Raw genomic sequence first — 16,477 nt, 5'->3', positions numbered from 1 at the left:
TCTGAGAATCTTGCGGTGCGTGACCGAATGATCACCTCATGGGATGTCCGGCTGGTCGTCAGAGACCGTCACCGGCACCCGCCGTCGCTCGCCGCCCGCCGAGAGGGGACCGTCATGCCGCGCAGGCTCCTGCCCACCCTCCTCCTCGCCACCGCCGCCCTGCTCGCCCTGCTCCCCGCCGCGAACGCCCCTGCCGCGAACGCCCCCGCGGCGCCCGCCGCCGCACCCGGAGCCGACCGGCCCGCCGACGACCCGCAGCCCGGCTTCCCCTCCGCGGAGGACGTCGGCCGGGCCCGGGCCGACGCGGACGCCAAGGCCGCCGACGCCGCCGCCGTCGAAGCGGGACTCGCCGCCGCCCGGCGGGAGGCGGAGCAGGCCGGGCAGGCCGCCGAACAGGCGGTGGAGGCGTACAACGGCGCGCTCGTCCGGCTCGGCCGGGCCGAGCAGGCGTCCCGGGCCGCCGCCGCGCGCTCGACCGCCGCCGAAGCGGACCGGACCGAAGCCGCCGACCGGGCCGCCGAACTGCTCGCCGAGATCTACCGGCAGGGCGCCACCCCCCAACTCTCGGCCGTCGACGCCCTGCTGGACTCGCGCGGCACCGCCCCGCTGTCCGGCCGGGCCGCCGCCATCGGCACCGCCGGCGCCCGGACCAGGCAGATCCTCGACGACGCCACCTCCACCGCGAAGGCCGCCGCCCGCGCCGCCGACGAGGCCCGCGCCGCCGAGTCCGCCGCCCGAGCGGCCGCCGGGGCGGTCCGCACCGCCAAGGAGCAGGCCCAGCGGCGCGTCACCGAGCAGCAGGCCAAGGTCGCCGAGACCGCCGCCCGCCGGGAGACCCTGCTCGCCGAACTCGCCGCCGCCCGCGACACCACCGTCGAACTCGAACGGCAGCGGCAGGAGGCGCTGGCCGCGATCGCCGCCCGCGAGGCCGAGGAGGCCGCCCGCCGCGCCCAGGCCGAGGCGGAGCAGCGGGCCGCCGCCGAGGAGGCCGCCCGGCACCACGCCGCCCCGCAGCAGCGCGAGAGCGCCTGGTCGGCGGGCGGCTCCGCGGCCGCCCTGGCCTTCGCCCGCTCCGTCGTCGGACTGCCCTACATCTGGGGCGGCGAGGGCCCGCAGGGCTACGACTGCTCCGGCCTGACCATGATGGCCTGGCGCCGCGGCGGCAAGAGCCTGACCCACTTCGCCGCCGACCAGTACGCCGAGTCCACCCCGGTCAGCTACGCCCAACTCCGGCCCGGGGACTTGGTGTTCTGGACCAAGACCGGCCGCGCGGCGGACATCTACCACGTCGCCATCTACCTCGGCGACGACCAGATGATCGAGGCCCCCCGCCCCGGTGCGGCCATCAAGCAGGCCAGCCTGTGGATCATGGGCCGCCCGGACTTCTACGCCCGGCCCTGAACGCCCGCCCGCCCCTGAGCGCCCGCCCGCGCTTGAACGCCCGCCCGCTCGGGCGGGCGGGGGCGTCGGCCCAGGTCCGCGGCGGTCACTGTCCCCAGGTGCCGGTGGCCCAGATCGCCTGGCCGTCGCGCTGGTAGATGACGAGGTTGCCGTCGTCCTGGAGGACGGCATACGCGCCCGGGTGGCCCCAAGTACCGCTGGCCCAGAGGGACCTGTCCCACCTGCCGTAGCTCTCCACCGGGTAGACGGCCAGGTTCCCATCGGCCTGCATCCGCAGCACGGAGTTGCTGTGACCCCAGGTGCCGGTGGACCAGATCGCCTTGTCGTCGCGCTTGCGGTACAGCACGACGTTCCCGTCCGGCTGGACGACCAGCCAGACCGAGGCCGACTGCGCCCAGGAGCCCTGGCGGAGCTCGTCCGTCGCGCCGTCCACTCCCGGGCAGAGGGCGGACGGTTCTTCGGCGGTGTAGGTGCGCCACGTCCGGTCGGGGGTGCCGACCATCAGGTTGCCGCCGGGCCAGAGGGCCACGGTGGCGCCCGGCAGGCCCCAGGTGCCGGTGGACCAGAGCGCACCACCGGTCTCCGGGCCGCCTCCGGCCCGGTACACCACGAAGTTGCCGTCGTCCTGGAGGACGGCGTACGCGCCCGGATGGCCCCAGGTACCGCTGCTCCAGATCTCGTGGTTCGGGCCGCCGGTGGAGTTCACCAGGGAGAGCACCAGGTTGCCGTCGGCCTGCATGACCAGGATGGACTCGTTGTCCTTGGCCACCAGGCTCTGGCCGGCGGTCAGCCGCCACCCGGCCGTCTGCTCGGCCAGGCCCGCCCACGGGTAGAAGGGCAGTTGGCACTTCCTGGTCGGCATCACCGGCTCCGCCTGTGCGGCCGGCACGGTGCCGGCCACCGCCGCCGCGGCCAGCAGACCGGCCGCCGCTGCACGTATCGCCCGCCGTCGCATGGAGTCTCCTCGGTGTCGTCCGCTGAATTTCGCGGGTGAACGTAGCATGCGTCAGCCACTTTGGCTCAAAAGCGTTTTCTGCGGTGCGCGGTGCGGCCGGGCACCGGGAGGCACCGGGAGACATCGTGGCCGAGGATGCCAAGAGGGCTGCGGGGAAACGTTTTTCCCGCTGTCTCCGGCGCGGGCTAGGTTCGCCCACGAAAATTCGCAGTGACACGAGGGGGGAACCTCATGCGGCGACGCGTGATGCGTGCGGCGGCGGCCGGTCTGCTGGCCGCCGCGGCGATGGCCGGCACGGTGCCGGCCGCACAGGCGGCGACGGACCCGGCGGCGCCGTCGCCCAAGTGCCAGCTGCCCGCGCCGACCACGGTGGCGGACCGGCAGACGGCCGGCTGGAAGCTGACCGGCGGACAGAGCCTGGCGGCGAAGGACGGGAAGGCCGTCCTGACCATGGAGCCCGACGGCAACCTGGTGCTCTACCTGGTCAACTCCACCGGCGGCCCGAACCACCCGATCTGGAGCACCGGCACCTGGGGCCACCCCGGCGCGTACGGCCTCCTCCAGGACGACGGCAACTTCGTGGTGTACCAGGCCGGAGGCGGCCCCGAGACCGGCGGTGCGCTCTGGTCCAGCGGCACCTGGGGGCAGCCGGGCGCCACCCTGTCCATCCTGCCGGGCGCCCTCCTGATCGTCGGCACGCCCGGCAAGCTGTGGAGCACCAGCACCTTCGACGAGCCGTCCGCCTTCTGCCCCGGGGTGGCGGACTCGCCGGGCGTGATCCTCTCGGGCTCCTGGACGGAGTCGGCCTCGGCCTGGCTGATCCTCCAGCGGGACGGGAACCTCGTGATGTACCGCAAGCGCGACGACAAGGCGATCTGGTCCACCAACACCTGGGGCCACGAGCGCTCCACGCTGCGGATGCAGGACGACGGCAACCTGGTGCTCTACCCGCTGGAGAGCTTCGGCAGCTGGACGAACGCGATCTGGTCCACCAACACCGGCGGGCACCCCGGCGCGTACGCCATCCTCCAGGACGACGGCAACTTCGTGGTCTACCAGCGCGACGGCCGGGTGCTCTGGGCCAGCGGTACCTGGGGCCTCTAGGCCCCGTGGCCGGTGCCCGCGCCCGTGCTCGCGTTCGTGCGGGCGCGGGCCGCACCGGCTCCGACCGGCCGGAAAACCGGATGCCCGGGGGCGGGAAGCCGTCGTACGGTGGCTCGATGGGCAACGACGCGCAGCAGGGCCCCGACCGGGGCATCGAGATCCGGCCGATCACCCACGAGGAACTGGCCGACTGGGACCGGGCGGTCGCGCTCGGGTTCATGCGTCCGCACGTCGCCCCGGCGACGGAGTGGCGGGAGCTGCTGTTCGAGCCGGGGCGGATGCTGGGGGCGTTCGACCACGACGGCCCGGCGGCGGGCGGCCGGCCGCGCTGCGTGGCGACCTTCCGCAGCTTCGACACCGGGCTGACGGTGCCCGGCGGGGCGCTGCTGCCGGTCGACGCGATCACCGGCGTCACGGTCAACGCCACCCACCGCCGGCGCGGCCTGCTCAGCGGCATGATGCGGCACGACCTGACCGCCGCCCGCGAGCGCGGTGCGGCCGCCGCGATCCTGATCGCCGCCGAGCACAACATCTACGGCCGCTTCGGCTTCGGCTCGGCCGCCCCGCTGGCCGGCTGGCGGGTCGACGTGCTGCGCTCCGGCGGCGTCCGGGCCGGGCTGCCCGTGCACGAGGGCCACCGGATCGACTTCGCGACCCTGGAGGAGTTCCGCAAGCACGGCCCCGAACTGCACGAGCGCTGGCAGCCCACCCAGCCCGGTGCGATCGGCCGCCCCGAAGCCTGGTGGCGGCTGCGGGCGGGCGAGATCGACCTGCCCGGCTTCGACTGGAAGCAGGGCTTCACCGCCTTCCACCGCACCGCCGACGGCACCCTCACCGGCATGGTCAACTACACCGTCGACGACAAGTGGGACGGCTCCTACCCGGACTGCCCGCTGACCGTCCGGGACTTCATCGCGCTCGACCGGAAGACCGCCAACGCGCTCTGGACGTTCGCCTTCTCCGTCGACTGGGTGCGCCACGTGGTCGCCCCGCACCTCGGCCCCGGTGACGTGCTGCCGCTGCTGCTCAACGACCCGCGCGGCGCCAAGCCGCACGAGGAGGCCGCCGACTTCACCTGGCTGCGGCTGCTCGACCTGCCCGCCGCGTTCGCCGCCCGCCGCTACGAGGCCCCCGGTCGCCTGGTGCTGGACGTCACCGACCGCGCCGGTTGGACGGCCGGGCGCTGGGCCCTGGAGAGCGCCGCCGACGGCACCGGCCGGGTCACCCCCACCTACGACCGGGCCGACCTCGCGCTCGACGTCTCCCGGCTCGGCGCCCTCTACCTAGGCGGCGGCAGCGCGGCGGCCCTCGCCGACGCCGCCCTGCTCACCGAGCTGACCCCGGACGCGGCCGCCCGGGCGGACACCCTGCTGCGCACCGCCCGCGCCCCCTGGAACCCGGACAGTTTCTGACCCGCCTCCGCCCCGGCCGCCGGTACGGCGCTGGCGGCCGGGGCGGTCTCCGGGGCAGGCTGGCGGGCATGGGAGACCGCGCGAACTACGTACTGCTGGACGGGAACCGGGCCGTGCACGGGCCGTACGTGGACAGGTACGGAGCCGTCGGGCTCGACCTCGCGCTGCTGTCCGGGCCGGCGCGCACCGTCGAACGGATGCGGGCGCTCGGACCCGGCGGGTACTGGCTGGACGACGTGTTCTGCCAGGGCTCGGTGCTGGTCGACCTGCCGCGCCGGGTGCTGCTGTTCTTCGCCTGGGAGGGCCCGAGCACCGACCCCCGGCTGCGTGCGGCCACCTTCGAGCTGCTCCAGGAGGCTTGGCCCGGCTGGGAGTTGCGCTGGTGCCACGACGGCAACGCCGACCTGCTGCGGCACCTCGGCCTCGACCCGGAGGCCGTCCGCGACCGGGACGTCCGACCGGTGCCCGCGCCGCTGGTCACCGAGGAGTGGGAGACCGGGGCCGAGGAGCCGGCGCTCGTCGTGGTGACGGTCGGGCAGGACCGCTGCCACCTGCTCGCCGACATCGGCGGCCACCCCGTCACGGAGGGCCCCGGACTGCTGCAACGCCTGGACGGGGCGGCCGACTTCGGCTACTGCGAGGTGGCCGCCGACGCGGGCCTGCACCTCGACCCGGAGCGCCGCACGCTCGGCTGGTGGACGCTCACCAACCTCCCCGAGCCGGAGGCCGTCCCGGCGCGCTGGCCGGGCTGGACGGTGCGGCGCTGGGACGACGACCACGACCGTCACCTGGCCGCCGCGCCGGGCCTGTTCGCCCTGCCGGAGATCGACCCGGCCGAGGCCCGGGCCGCCGTACTGAGGGCCGCCGAGGACTACAACGGGCGGTGGCACGGGCGGAGTTGAGCGGGCGTTCGGCGGGCTGCCGGGCGTCAACCGGCGGATCGCGGAATTCACTCCCAGGCGTGCCGAACACTCTTGCCGTGGCGTGGAATTGGCGATCCCCGGGCGCAACTGTGGCGTACCGGCCGCGAGCTGGGGGAACGCCGGGGAGCTCGACCGCCCGGAGGGGTGAACGCAGGTCCGGTCCGGGTGTCGCTGTTCGAACCTGACGGTTCGACAGTTCCCTCACCGCTGCCTAGCGTTCGGGGAAATCGGGTCGCTCGACAGAGAAGTGCCCCGGCGGGTGCTGCGAACACCCCCGGGGCGGAGTCGAAGCGATCCTCCCGAACATCGCAAATTCAAGGGACTTCGACGTGTTCCACCTTAGCGCCTGGGCAGCCCCCTGCATCGCCATCGCCGCACTCTTCCTCGTTTTCACCCTCGCCTGGTACCTCTCCGGCGCCCACGACACCCCGACCGGACGCCACCGCACGGGAGCCGACGCCCGCAAGGGCCGCCACCGGGCGGGCGCCGCCCCGGTCGTCCCGCCGCCGGCGCCCGTCCGGCCGCCGAACACGCTCCCGGTCTGCTCCCGGTTCCGGCACCCGCTGTCCCCGCACTCGCTGCGCCGCACGATCATGCCCAGGCTCCCGCTCGTCCACGGCCCCGCCACCCGGATCGCCGTCCACCGGGCCCCCGGTCCGGCCGTCACCCCGCGCGTCATGCCGCTCTGGACCGCCTACGGCGTCCCCGGCGCCGACACCCCGCCGGGCCGGGCCGACAGCGCGGCCTGACCGCCGCCCGGAGGTGGTGACGCACGTCACGCGGGCCCGGGTGGAGTGCGGTGCCCGTTCCGCTCCTCTGCAAGGGCGAGGCGTTCGCCGGAACCGACTGGGGAGAGAACCGATGCCACGTCAACCGATGTCTTCACGAAGGCCGTTGCCCGAGCTGGCGGGAGTGCGGCACGGCACGGCCGAGGTGGGCGGCCTACGCCTGCACTACGCCGAGGCGGGGCCCGCCGGGGCGCCGCCGGTCGTCCTGGTGCACGGCTTCCCGCAGCACTGGTTCGCGTGGCGGCGGGTGGTGCCGCTGCTGGCCGGGGACTTCCGGCTGCTCTGCCTGGACATGCCCGGCTTCGGCTGGTCGGAGGGCGCGCCCGGGCGCTGGTCGACCGAGGCCCGGGCGGCCGACCTGGTGGGCTTCCTGGACGCGCTGGGGCTGGACTCGGCGTTCCTGATCGCCCACGACTGGGGGGCCTGGGCCGGGTACCTGGCCTGCGCCCGCCGACCCGAACGGTTCGACGGGTACCTGGCGTTGAACATGGTGCACCTCTGGCCGGAGCGTCGCGGGACGCTCGGCAGCGCCTGGCGGTTCTGGTACACGCTCGCCCTGGAGTGGCCGCCGCTCGGGCGCGCCGTGCTGCGGCACTGGCCGGCCTTCACCCGCTACCTGCTGCGCCGCGGCCCGGCCGACCGCTCGGCGCTCGGCGCGGCGGAGGTCGCCGAGTTCGCGGAGGCCGCGCGGGTGCCGCTGGCGGCCCTGGCGGGCGAGTCCGTCCACCGGGCCTTCGTCGTCCGGGACATCGCCGCCCTGCGGCGCGGGGAGTTCCGCGCGCTGCGGCCGCTGACGCCCACGCTGGCCCTCACCGGCGAGCACGACCCGGTGATCCCGCCGCGACTCCTCCTCAGCGGCGCCGAGTCCCGCGACGGGCTGCGGGTCGAGATCGTCCCGGGCGCCGGGCACCAACTGCCCGAGGAGCGCCCCGAACTGGTCGCCGACCGGGCCAGGCGGCTGTTCCTGCGCTGACGGACGGGCGGCTGGACGGGCGGGCGGGCGCGGGGCGGGCCCGTCGGTGGTGCAGCGGATAGCCTGGGAGGCGTTCCGGCGCCGACCAGTGAGGAGTCGCGGCCATGCCCGAGCCGAGCGGTACCACCTGGCCGACGGCCGAGCTCGGGCCGCTGCGCCGGCTGCGGGTCGTCGCCGCCACCGCGAAGAACCCGCACTGCGCCACCCGCCTGTTCGACGTCCCCCCGGAGCTGCTGTGGGAGGTGGTCTCCGACCTGGAGCACGAACTCCCGCGACTGCTGCCCGGCGTACGGTCGTTCACCCCCGAGTCGGCGCCGGGGCCGGGCGGCCGGTTCCGGGCCGTCGCGGTCGGCCGGCTCGGTCACCGGGAGGTCTTCGAGGTGCTGCTCGCCCCGGGCTGGTGCCTGATGCGGAGCCGGGTGGTGCTGGGCGCGATGGCCGCCGAACCCGAGGGCGCGGGGACCAGGTTCGGCTACCTGAGCAGCTTCCGCCTCCCCGGCGGCGGCGCCCTCCGGGCCCTGCGCCGACCGGGCGCGGACGCGCGCGGCGAGGCGCTGCTGGACCGGCTCGGCGCGCGGATCGAGGCCCGCCGGGCCTGAGGGAGGCGCGCCCGCCCCGGGCCCGCCGCGCCCGGCGGAGGCCGGTTCACCCCCAGGCGCGCCGGAAGGACTGCCTGGCCCGGAAGAGCCTGGACCTGACCGTCCCCACCGGCACCCGGAGCAGCCGGGCCACCTCCTGCTCGTCCAGCCCCTCCACGTGCCGCAGCACCAGCACCGCGCGCTGCTCCGGCCCGAGCCGCCGCAGCACGTCCGCCACGTCGCGGGCGAGCGCCGCGTCCCCGTCCGCGGGCAGGTCCGCCAGGTCGGGGACGGCGACCTCCCGCCGGTGCCGCCGGGCGACCCGCAGCGACTCGCGCACCGCGATGACCCGCACCCACCCGTACAGCGCCTCCGGCGTCCGCAGCCCCCGCAGGCCGCGGAAGACCGCGATGAAGACCTCCTGCATCGCGTCCGCGGCGTGCTCCAGCGCCACCGAGGCGCAGATCCGCCCGACGTACGGGGTCAGTTCGGTGATCAGCGCGTCCATGGCGAACACATCGCCCTGCTGGGCCGCCGCCACCAGCCGGGACGTCTCCTCGTCCCCCATCCGCGCCCCCGCCCGCACCGGTTCCCCTGCCGGGGACCTTACTTGACGATGGTCTTGCCGATGCCGGGCAGCACGAAGTCCTGGATCAGGCCCTTGGCGTCGCGGACCAGGGGGCGGAAGACCCGGTAGCGGGAGAGGTTGATCAGGCGGGCCACCAGGGGGGTGGAGCGGCGGACGAACTCGCGGGTGCGCTCGGTGTCGGGGGTGCGGTCGAAGACCCAGTAGAGGACGACGACCATCAGGTGCAGCCAGAGCACGTCGGGCAGCAGGTCGACCAGTTCGGCGTCCAGCTTGGGGGCGAGCTCGGAGCCCTGGAGCACGTCCCGGAAGAGTTCGACGGCGGTGGCCCGGGCCGGGTGGGACTCGTTGGAGAAGGGGCTGAGCGAGCTGGTCGGGTCGGCGGCGGTGCGGAAGAACTGGGCGGAGAACCCGTGGTACGGGGCGGCGGTGTCGATCCAGGAGTCGATCGCGATCCGGAGGCGCTCGGCGAAGTCGCGGGTGTGCGCCATCCGGGCCCTGGCGTCGGCGGCGTGGTCGTGGGTCATCCGGTCGTAGAAGCCCTGGATCAGGAACTCCTTGGCCGAGAAGTAGTAGTAGGCGCTGCCGACCGAGACGCCCGCCTCGGCGGCGATCGCCCGCATGGTGGTCTTCTCGTAGCCGCGCTCCTGGAACATCCGCATCGCGGTCTCCAGGATCAGCGCGCGGGTGGCCTCGCTCTTGTCGGTCTTCGGCCGGGCCCGACCGCCCGCCAGCTCGCCGGACACGGGCGGGCCGGCCGCCTGCTCCGCGCCGTCGCCCGCCTTCGCCGCGCCGCCCGACCCCACGGGGCGCCGATGAGTCCGCTCCTGGCCGTTACCTGACACCTCGCCCCGCCTGATTCGCTTCCGTCGCGGTCGTCTACCCGTCCGAGCCTAGCCCGGACCGGGACGACCCCGGACCGGGAGGGCGAATCGGAATCCGGGCGGCGCGCCCGGTGCCCCCGGCGGCGGGGACCCGGCGGGGATCCGGCGGACGCGGCAGGTGTGGAAGGCTGGCCGGATGCCCGACTCCGACCGCACCCCGCCCCCGCCCGTCCTGCGCGAGGGCACCGCCGCGGACGCCGCCGCCGTCGCCCGGCTGCACGCCGCCAGCCGCCGCGCCGCGTACGCCGGACTGGTGCCGGCCCGGGTGCTGGACGCGGAGGGCGCCGAGCAGGAGCCGCTCTGGGCGCTGCGGCTGGACGCCGACTACGGGACGCCCGCCGACACCCCCGTCCTGCTGCTCGCCGAGCAGGCCGGGGAGGGCGTCGTCGGCTTCGCCTACCTGGTGCCGGACGGCGGCGAGGTCCGGCTGGAGCAACTGCACGTCCGCCCCGACCGCACCGGCGGCGGCATCGGCGCCCGGCTGCTGCGCGCCGCCCTGGACCGCTTCCCCGACGTGCCCGTCCGGCTGGACGTGCTGGCCGCCAACCGGCGCGCGATCGCCTTCTACGAACGGCACGGCGCCCGCCGGCTCGGCCGCGGCACCGCGCACTTCCCGGACGGGACGCGGCTGCCCGAGTACGTCTACGGCTGGCGCTGACGGACCGTCAACCCGGCTTCCGGGCGAGGAACAGGGCGGCGGACAGGGCCAGCGCGGCGGCGCAGCACGGCAGCAGGTAGCCGGTGCCCGGCGCGGCGTGCTGGGCGAGCGCGCCGCCGAACGTCGCTCCCGTGGAGACGCCGACCAGGATCGCCGCGACCGCCAGCGCCATCCCCTCGGTCAACCGGTGGGCGGGCAGCAGGCGTTGGGCCAGTGTCATGCCGCTCACCATGGTCGGCGCGGTGCCCGACCCGGCCGCCAGCAGGGCCGCGCCCAGCAGCGGCACCCCCGCCCCGGACAGGCCCGCCGCCAGCGGCAGCAGCATCAGGGCGGCCATCGCGCCGGTGCCCAGCGCCAGCCGCACCGCCGCCGGGCGGCGCGGCCGGACCGCGCCGAACACCAGCCCCGAGACGCAGGACCCGGCCGCGACCAGGGCCAGCAGCCCGCCGCCGGCCGACTGCCGGCCCAGCGCGTCGGTGTACGCGAGCGTGGTCACCTCCAGCGAGCCGAACAGCACCCCGGCGGCCAGGAACACCGCGAGCAGCGGCGGCAGGCCCGGTGTCCGGAGCAGCCCCCTCGCGCGGGAGTGGCCCGGGTGGGCCGGGGGCGGCTCGGTGGCGCGCTGGGCGGCGAACAGCAGGGTGCCGGCGGTGCCCAGCAGCCGGGCGGCGAGCAGCCCGGCCTCGGGGGCGACGGCGGTGCACAGGGCCATGCCGAGCACCGGTCCGGCCATGAAGCACAGCTCGTCCAGCGACTGCTCCAGCGCGTTGGCCCGGTGCAGCACGGCCGGGTCCGTCCGGTGCAGGTGCGCCCAGCGGGCCCGGGCCATCCCGCCCAGGTCGGGGCTGCTGCCGGACAGCGCCCAGCACAGGAAGAGCGCCCAGGCCGGCGCGCCCGAGCGCACGCACAGCAGCAGCCCCACCGTCGGCAGCGCACCGGCCAGCACCGCGGGCACCGCGACCCGCGCCTGCCCCAGCCGGTCGACCAGCCGCCCCAGCACCGGCAGCAGCGCCGCACCCGCCAGCACCCCCACCGCGGAGACCGCCCCGGCCAGCGCGTACGAGCCGCGCCGGTCGGCGATCAGCACCACGACCGACACGCCGTTCATCGCCAGCGCGAGCCGGCCGAGCAGCCCGGAGAGCGTGAACGCCAGAGTGCCGGGCGCGGCGAACACCGGGCGGTAGCGGGCGAGCGGCAGCGACAAGGGAGGGCTCCAGGGGATCGGGGGATGCCTCCAGCCTCGCGGCGGGGGAGCGGGGGCGTCCAACACCTGCTCCGCCGCATTCACCGCATTCCGTTGTTAATCTTCCGGGCGTGCCCCGAGACCTCCACCCCCGGCTGCTGCGCAGCTTCGCCGCCGTCGCCGAGACGCTGCACTTCGGCCGCGCCGCCGAGCGGCTGCACCTGGCGCAGCAGGCCGTCAGCCGGGACGTCCAGGCGCTGGAACGGGAGTTGGGCTGCGTGCTGCTGAACCGGTCGACCCGCAGCGTGGGGTTGACCGAGGCGGGTGCGGCGCTGCTCCCGATGGCGCGCCAACTGCTGGAGCTACAGGCGGAGATCGCCGCGCTGGGTGGGACCCGGGCGCTGCTGGTCGATCTCAACGGGCAGGACTGGGGGCCGGACCACGCTGCCGAGCGGGTGCTCGCCGAGGCCCGTCGGCGGTGTCCGGAGGTCGAACTGCTGGCCCGCTACCTGGGTGGACTGGCCGGTGCGGCGGGGGAGTTGGCCGCGCACCGGCTGGACGCCTCGTTCGGCCGGTACGCCGGGCTGCCGGCCGCCGACCGGGGCCGGCTGGTGCACCTGCCCGTCCGGTTGGAGCCGATGGGGGTCTTCCTGCCGCTGGGGCACCCGCTGGCCGACCGGCCCGCCGTCCCGCTGGGGGCGCTCGTCGGGTACCGGGTGGACGTGTTCGCGGGGCAGCCCGCCACCGCCGAGTGGACCGACCTCGGGCTGCGGCTGCTGGCCGCGCACGGGCTGGAGGCCGCGCCCGGGCGCACCCCGCCGGTCGGGGCCGCCGAGTTCGCCCGCTACCTGGCCCGGCACGGCGATCCGGTGCTGACCGCCGCCGGGGCGCACGACCACCCGGGCGCGGTGGTCCGGCCGCTGGTCGATCCGGTGCCGCTCAGCCTGGTCGGCCTGGTGCACCGGCCGGGGGTGCGCCACCCGGGGCTGGCCGCGCTGCGCGCCTGCGCGTCCGAACTGGCCGCCGCCGAGGGCTGGTTGCGCCGCCCGCCGGACAGTTGGCTGCCGGCCGAGGACGCGGCGCTGCTCTGACCGCGCGCGCGGACGGCGGCGCCCCCGCCGAGGGGGACGGCGGGGGCGGTACCGGGGAGGCCGGACTCGCGGCCCTGGCAGGCGGGTTCAGGAGGCTCGCACGGCGGAGACGTCCAGCGCCAGCTTGACCTTCTCGCCGATCAGCACGCCACCGGTCTCCAGCGCGGCGTTGTAGGTCAGGCCCCAGGCGGTGCGGTCGACGCTGGTGCCGCCCTCGAAGCCGACCCGGTTGGCGCCGTACACGTCGGTGGCCGCGCCGGTGAACTCCAGGTCGAGGACGACCGGGCGGGTGGTGCCCTTGATGGTGAGGTCGCCGTGCAGGCGGTAGGTGTCGCCGTCGACCCGCTCGGCGGAGGTCGACTTGAAGGTGATCTCCGGGTGCGCGGCGGCGTCGAAGAAGTCGCCGGTGCGCAGGTGCTCGTCGCGCTGGGCCTGGCCGGTGCTGATCGAGGCGACCTTGATCACCAGTTCGGCGGTGGAGGCGGCGGGGTCGCTGCCGTCCAGGTGCAGCTTGCCCTCGTACTCGGCGAACTCGCCGCGGACGTTGGTGACCATCGCGTGCCGGACCGCGAAACCGATCTTGGAGTGGGCGGCGTCGATGGTGTAGTCGCCGGTCAGGTGGGCCAGGTCCGGGCCCTGGACGGCGGTGGTGGCGGCGGTGTTCTTGCTGCGGTTGAAGATGCCCATGGCTTCTCTCCTCGGTACGGGGGTCGAAGCCGTTTGTTGAGGCTTCAACTTGTTCACGCGGTTCACCGTACGCCGATCTGGTTCAACTTTCAACCATGAAGTTGAAAGTTGTCCGAAGTTCCTCCGGGAGGCCGCTCCCGCACAGCGCCGTCCCCAGCCTGTGGACAGCGCCGCCACCGCCCCGAAAACCTGGTGCGCCCGCCCCCGGGACGGTTCACACTGACCGCCGGAACCCCCGAACCCCACCCCGCCCAGGGAGAGTTGTGCAGTCCGCCGTCACCGTGTCACCGTCCCAGGTCCCCGAGCTGCTGCTCGGCCTCGCCACCGTGCGGCCGGTGTTCCTCTGGGGCGCACCCGGCATCGGCAAGTCCTCGCTGGTCAACCGGTTCGCCGAGTCGATCGGCCTGGAGTGCGTCTCGCTGCTCGGCACCCAGCTCGCCCCCGAGGACCTGATCGGCGTCCCGCAGCTCACCCCCGAGGGCCGCTCCCGGTTCTGCCCGCCCGAGACCATCGCCCGCGACCAGCCGTACTGCCTGTTCCTGGACGAGCTGAACGCCGCCACCCCCGACGTCCAGAAGGCCTTCTACTCGCTGATCCTGGACCGCCGGATCGGCAGCTACGAACTGCCGCCCGGCTCGATCGTGATCGGCGCCGGAAACCGCGCCACCGACGGCGCGCTGGCCCGCCCGATGCCGTCCGCGCTGCTCAACCGCCTGGTCCACGTCCACCTGCGGGCCAGCTCCGACGACTGGCTCGGCTGGGCCGCCGGGCACGGCATCCACCCGTGGATCACCGACCACCTCACCGACCGGCCCGACCACCTGTGGTCCGCCCCGCCGAAGACCGAGGAGCCCTTCTCCACCCCGCGCGCCTGGCACATGCTCTCCGACGCGCTGCACTCCTTCGGCCCCGGCCTCGACGAGAACACCCTCAAGGTGCTCGCCCACGGCCTGCTCACCCCCGCCCACGCCGTCGCCTTCTGCGGCTACGTCAAGATCGTCCGCAACGCCTACGGGCTGGACGCGATCCTGAAGGGCGACGCCTCCTGGCCGCACCGGATCGAGGACCGCGACCTGCTCTACTACCTCGCCGACTCCTTCCGCGGCCGCCTGGTCAAGGAACTGCCCGCCCGCAAGGAGCACGCCTCGCTGGCCGTCCGCCAGCACGCGTACCGCTCCAAGTCGCTGCTGGTGCAGCTCGCCGAGATCTCCGTCGAGGTCGCCCAGACCGTGATCGCCGACGGGCCCGACGGCAACCCCGTGCTGCCGTCCTGGTTCCTGATCGAGGCCGCCCGCGACCTGCCCCGCCTGGTCGAGGCCCGCCGGTGAGCGGCCGCCGAGCCGCCGCCGGGCCGGAGAAGACCGACCCGGTCAAGGCCGCCTTCACCGCCGGACTGGCCAGGATCCACGGCAACCCCGCGCTCGACGCCGTCCCCGCCGGGCTGTGCCGGCTGGACGAGGAACGCTGCCCGCTGCACCCCGCCACCGGCTGGGTGACCGCCGACTCGTGCGGCACCCTGCACCACAACCGGCGCCGCCGCGCCGAACCCGAGGAGTGGGCCTGGGCCCTCGCCCACGCCCTGCTCCACCTCGGCTTCGGCCACCTCCCCGCCGCCCGCGGCCCCCGCGCCCAACCCGACGCGGCCGACCTGGCCGCCCGCTGCGCCGTCGTCAACCGCTTCCTCGCCACCTTCCCGATCGGCCGTGCCCCCGACGACCTGCCCGGCACCTGGCCCGGCGGCGACGAGGAGGAACTCGCCGCCCGCTGGCGCCGCGACGGCGTCCCCGCCGCGTACCGGGCCTGCGGCACCGGCGGCGACCGGCCCGACCAGCACCTCACGCCCTGGACCGCCCACGAGGACCCGGAGGACTGGACGCTCGCCTTCGCCCACGCCCTCACCCGCACCGTCTCCGCCGCCATGGACGTCGCCGGCGGCCGCCGCGAGACCCACGACGGCCCCCGCCTCCCGCAGCGCCCCTGGGAACGCGCCCTCGGCTGGTTCGTCGCCCACTACCCGCTGCTCGGCGGCCTCGCCGCCGGACTCACCCTCGTCGCCGACGCCGAACTCGCCCGCGCCCACGGCATCACGATCGCCGCCGTCAACGCCGAGGCGGGCGAGATCTACCTCAACCCGCTGCGCCACCACACCGACGAGGAGTGGCGCTTCGTCCTCGCCCACGAGATGCTGCACGCCGCCCTCCGCCACGGCGACCGGGCCGGCGGCCGCGACCCGTACCTGTTCAACGTCGCCGCCGACTACGTCGTCAACGGCTGGCTGCTGGAGATGGGCGTCGGCGAGATGCCCGAAGGGCTGCTCCACGACCCCGGGCTCAAGGGCCTGTCCGCCGAGGAGGTCTACGACCGGATCGCCCGCGACCAGCGCCGCCTGCGCCGCCTCGCCACCCTGCGCGGCAAGGGCCTCGGCGACGTCCTCGGCGAACCGCTGCCCCGCGCGGGCGGACGCGGCCACGTCGACCTCGACGACTTCTACCGGCGGGGCCTGCAACAGGGCTTCGACCTGCACGTCCGCGACCGCGGCCTGCTGCCCGCCGGACTGGTCGAGGAGATCCGCGCCCTCGCCCAGCCGCCGCTGCCCTGGGACGCCCGGCTCGCCCGCTGGTTCGACGAGTACGTCCCCCGCCCCGAACCGCTGCGCTCCTACGCCCGCCCCTCCCGCCGCCAGTCCGCCAGCCCCGACATCCCGCGCGCCGGACGCCACCACCCGTACGAGGAGACGCCGCGCCGCACCTTCGGCGTGCTGCTCGACACCTCCGGCTCGATGGACCGCACCCTGCTCGGCAAGGCCCTCGGCGCGATCGCCTCCTACGCCGCCGCCCGCGACGTCCCCGCCGTCCGGGTCGTCCACTGCGACGCCGCACCCCACGACGCGGGCTACCTGCCGGTCGCCGAACTCGCCGGCCGGGTCCGCGTCCGCGGCCGCGGCGGCACCGTCCTGCAACCCGGCGTCGACCTGCTCGCCCGCGCCCCCGACTTCCCCGCCGACGCGCCCCTGCTGATCATCACCGACACCGACTGCGACGCCCTGCGCGTCCCGCGCCGCGAACACGCCTACCTCGTCCCGCGCGGCGCCACGCTGCCGTTCACCCCGCGCGGGCCGGTGTTCCACCTCAGCTGAGAAGGGCGAAGGGGGACGAACCAGGGGCTCCGACCGCCGGCAGCACGGCCCCGCCGTTCCCCGGGCCCTGATGTCGCGTCCTGCGGACGTGTCGGCGGGCCGATCTAGGCTGGAAGGT

At 75.5% G+C, this 16,477-nt stretch carries 16 protein-coding genes; 11 read left to right on the top strand and 5 right to left on the bottom strand.

The features are described 5' to 3' along the window. The first annotated feature begins 114 nt into the window (after positions 1 to 114). The gene (locus OO48_RS40585; protein ID WP_051731852.1) at positions 115 to 1,401 is read left to right on the top strand and encodes a C40 family peptidase; all 1,287 of its coding nucleotides are present in this window, start codon (positions 115 to 117) and stop codon (positions 1,399 to 1,401) included. A gap of 85 nt (positions 1,402 to 1,486) precedes the next feature. On the opposite strand, the gene OO48_RS34930 is transcribed toward OO48_RS40585, so the two are convergent. Next, entirely contained in the window at positions 1,487 to 2,356 is an 870-nt protein-coding gene (locus OO48_RS34930; protein ID WP_051731851.1) for a hypothetical protein, read from the bottom strand. A 231-nt stretch (positions 2,357 to 2,587) separates the two neighbouring features. Between OO48_RS34930 and OO48_RS07550 the strand changes: the two genes are divergently transcribed. From OO48_RS07550 to OO48_RS07525, 6 genes are all read left to right on the top strand, one after another. Beyond that, positions 2,588 to 3,460 (top strand): hypothetical protein, encoded by an 873-nt coding sequence (locus tag OO48_RS07550; RefSeq protein ID WP_081951971.1) that lies wholly within the window; start codon positions 2,588 to 2,590, stop codon positions 3,458 to 3,460. 116 nt (positions 3,461 to 3,576) lie between these two features. After that, positions 3,577 to 4,872 carry a GNAT family N-acetyltransferase gene (locus tag OO48_RS07545; RefSeq protein ID WP_051731850.1) on the top strand — a complete coding sequence of 432 codons (1,296 nt, stop codon included), beginning with the start codon at positions 3,577 to 3,579 and terminating at the stop codon, positions 4,870 to 4,872. Positions 4,873 to 4,940: 68 nt separating this feature from the next. Next, positions 4,941 to 5,774: a hypothetical protein gene (locus tag OO48_RS07540; protein ID WP_033213593.1), complete on the top strand. Its 834-nt coding sequence runs from the start codon at positions 4,941 to 4,943 to the stop codon at positions 5,772 to 5,774. Between the two features lie 350 nt (positions 5,775 to 6,124). After that, on the top strand, positions 6,125 to 6,544 hold the full coding sequence (locus tag OO48_RS07535; protein ID WP_033213592.1) for a hypothetical protein: 420 nt from the start codon (positions 6,125 to 6,127) through the stop codon (positions 6,542 to 6,544). A 145-nt stretch (positions 6,545 to 6,689) separates the two neighbouring features. Next, on the top strand, positions 6,690 to 7,556 hold the full coding sequence (locus OO48_RS07530) for an alpha/beta fold hydrolase (protein ID WP_157845395.1): 867 nt from the start codon (positions 6,690 to 6,692) through the stop codon (positions 7,554 to 7,556). A gap of 104 nt (positions 7,557 to 7,660) precedes the next feature. Then, positions 7,661 to 8,155, top strand: a complete 495-nt coding sequence (locus OO48_RS07525) for an SRPBCC family protein (protein WP_033213590.1) — start codon at positions 7,661 to 7,663, stop codon at positions 8,153 to 8,155. Positions 8,156 to 8,201: 46 nt separating this feature from the next. Here OO48_RS07525 and OO48_RS07520 read toward each other — a convergent pair whose 3' ends face one another. Both OO48_RS07520 and OO48_RS07515 read right to left on the bottom strand, forming a co-directional pair. Beyond that, positions 8,202 to 8,702 (bottom strand): RNA polymerase sigma factor, encoded by a 501-nt coding sequence (locus OO48_RS07520; protein ID WP_033213589.1) that lies wholly within the window; start codon positions 8,700 to 8,702, stop codon positions 8,202 to 8,204. A 38-nt stretch (positions 8,703 to 8,740) separates the two neighbouring features. After that, positions 8,741 to 9,526 carry a TetR/AcrR family transcriptional regulator gene (locus tag OO48_RS07515; protein ID WP_081951969.1) on the bottom strand — a complete coding sequence of 262 codons (786 nt, stop codon included), beginning with the start codon at positions 9,524 to 9,526 and terminating at the stop codon, positions 8,741 to 8,743. Positions 9,527 to 9,740: 214 nt separating this feature from the next. On the opposite strand from OO48_RS07515, the gene OO48_RS07510 reads away from it, so the two are divergent. Then, positions 9,741 to 10,262, top strand: coding sequence for a GNAT family N-acetyltransferase (locus OO48_RS07510; RefSeq protein ID WP_051731849.1), 522 nt, complete (start codon positions 9,741 to 9,743; stop codon positions 10,260 to 10,262). Positions 10,263 to 10,269: 7 nt separating this feature from the next. On the opposite strand, the gene OO48_RS07505 is transcribed toward OO48_RS07510, so the two are convergent. After that, positions 10,270 to 11,466, bottom strand: a complete 1,197-nt coding sequence (locus tag OO48_RS07505) for an MFS transporter (protein ID WP_051731848.1) — start codon at positions 11,464 to 11,466, stop codon at positions 10,270 to 10,272. Positions 11,467 to 11,576: 110 nt separating this feature from the next. On the opposite strand from OO48_RS07505, the gene OO48_RS07500 reads away from it, so the two are divergent. After that, the gene (locus OO48_RS07500; protein WP_033213588.1) at positions 11,577 to 12,536 is read left to right on the top strand and encodes a LysR family transcriptional regulator; all 960 of its coding nucleotides are present in this window, start codon (positions 11,577 to 11,579) and stop codon (positions 12,534 to 12,536) included. 87 nt (positions 12,537 to 12,623) lie between these two features. On the opposite strand, the gene OO48_RS07495 is transcribed toward OO48_RS07500, so the two are convergent. After that, positions 12,624 to 13,223 (bottom strand): YceI family protein, encoded by a 600-nt coding sequence (locus tag OO48_RS07495; RefSeq protein ID WP_033213587.1) that lies wholly within the window; start codon positions 13,221 to 13,223, stop codon positions 12,624 to 12,626. Between the two features lie 263 nt (positions 13,224 to 13,486). Here OO48_RS07495 and OO48_RS07490 point away from each other — a divergent pair, with 263 nt between their 5' ends. Together OO48_RS07490 and OO48_RS07485 are read left to right on the top strand one after the other, a co-directional pair. Continuing rightward, positions 13,487 to 14,551, top strand: a complete 1,065-nt coding sequence (locus OO48_RS07490) for an ATP-binding protein (RefSeq protein ID WP_033213586.1) — start codon at positions 13,487 to 13,489, stop codon at positions 14,549 to 14,551. Further along, positions 14,548 to 16,359, top strand: a complete 1,812-nt coding sequence (locus OO48_RS07485; protein WP_033213585.1) for a vWA domain-containing protein — start codon at positions 14,548 to 14,550, stop codon at positions 16,357 to 16,359. The genes OO48_RS07490 and OO48_RS07485 overlap by 4 nt, the downstream gene beginning before the upstream one ends. Positions 16,360 to 16,477 lie beyond the last annotated feature (118 nt).

The organism is Kitasatospora phosalacinea (genome assembly GCF_000716545.1).
GTDB lineage: Bacteria > Actinomycetota > Actinomycetes > Streptomycetales > Streptomycetaceae > Kitasatospora > Kitasatospora phosalacinea.
The sequence above is the reverse complement of the archived record's forward strand: the minus strand, read 5'-3'. Positions and strand labels throughout refer to the sequence as shown.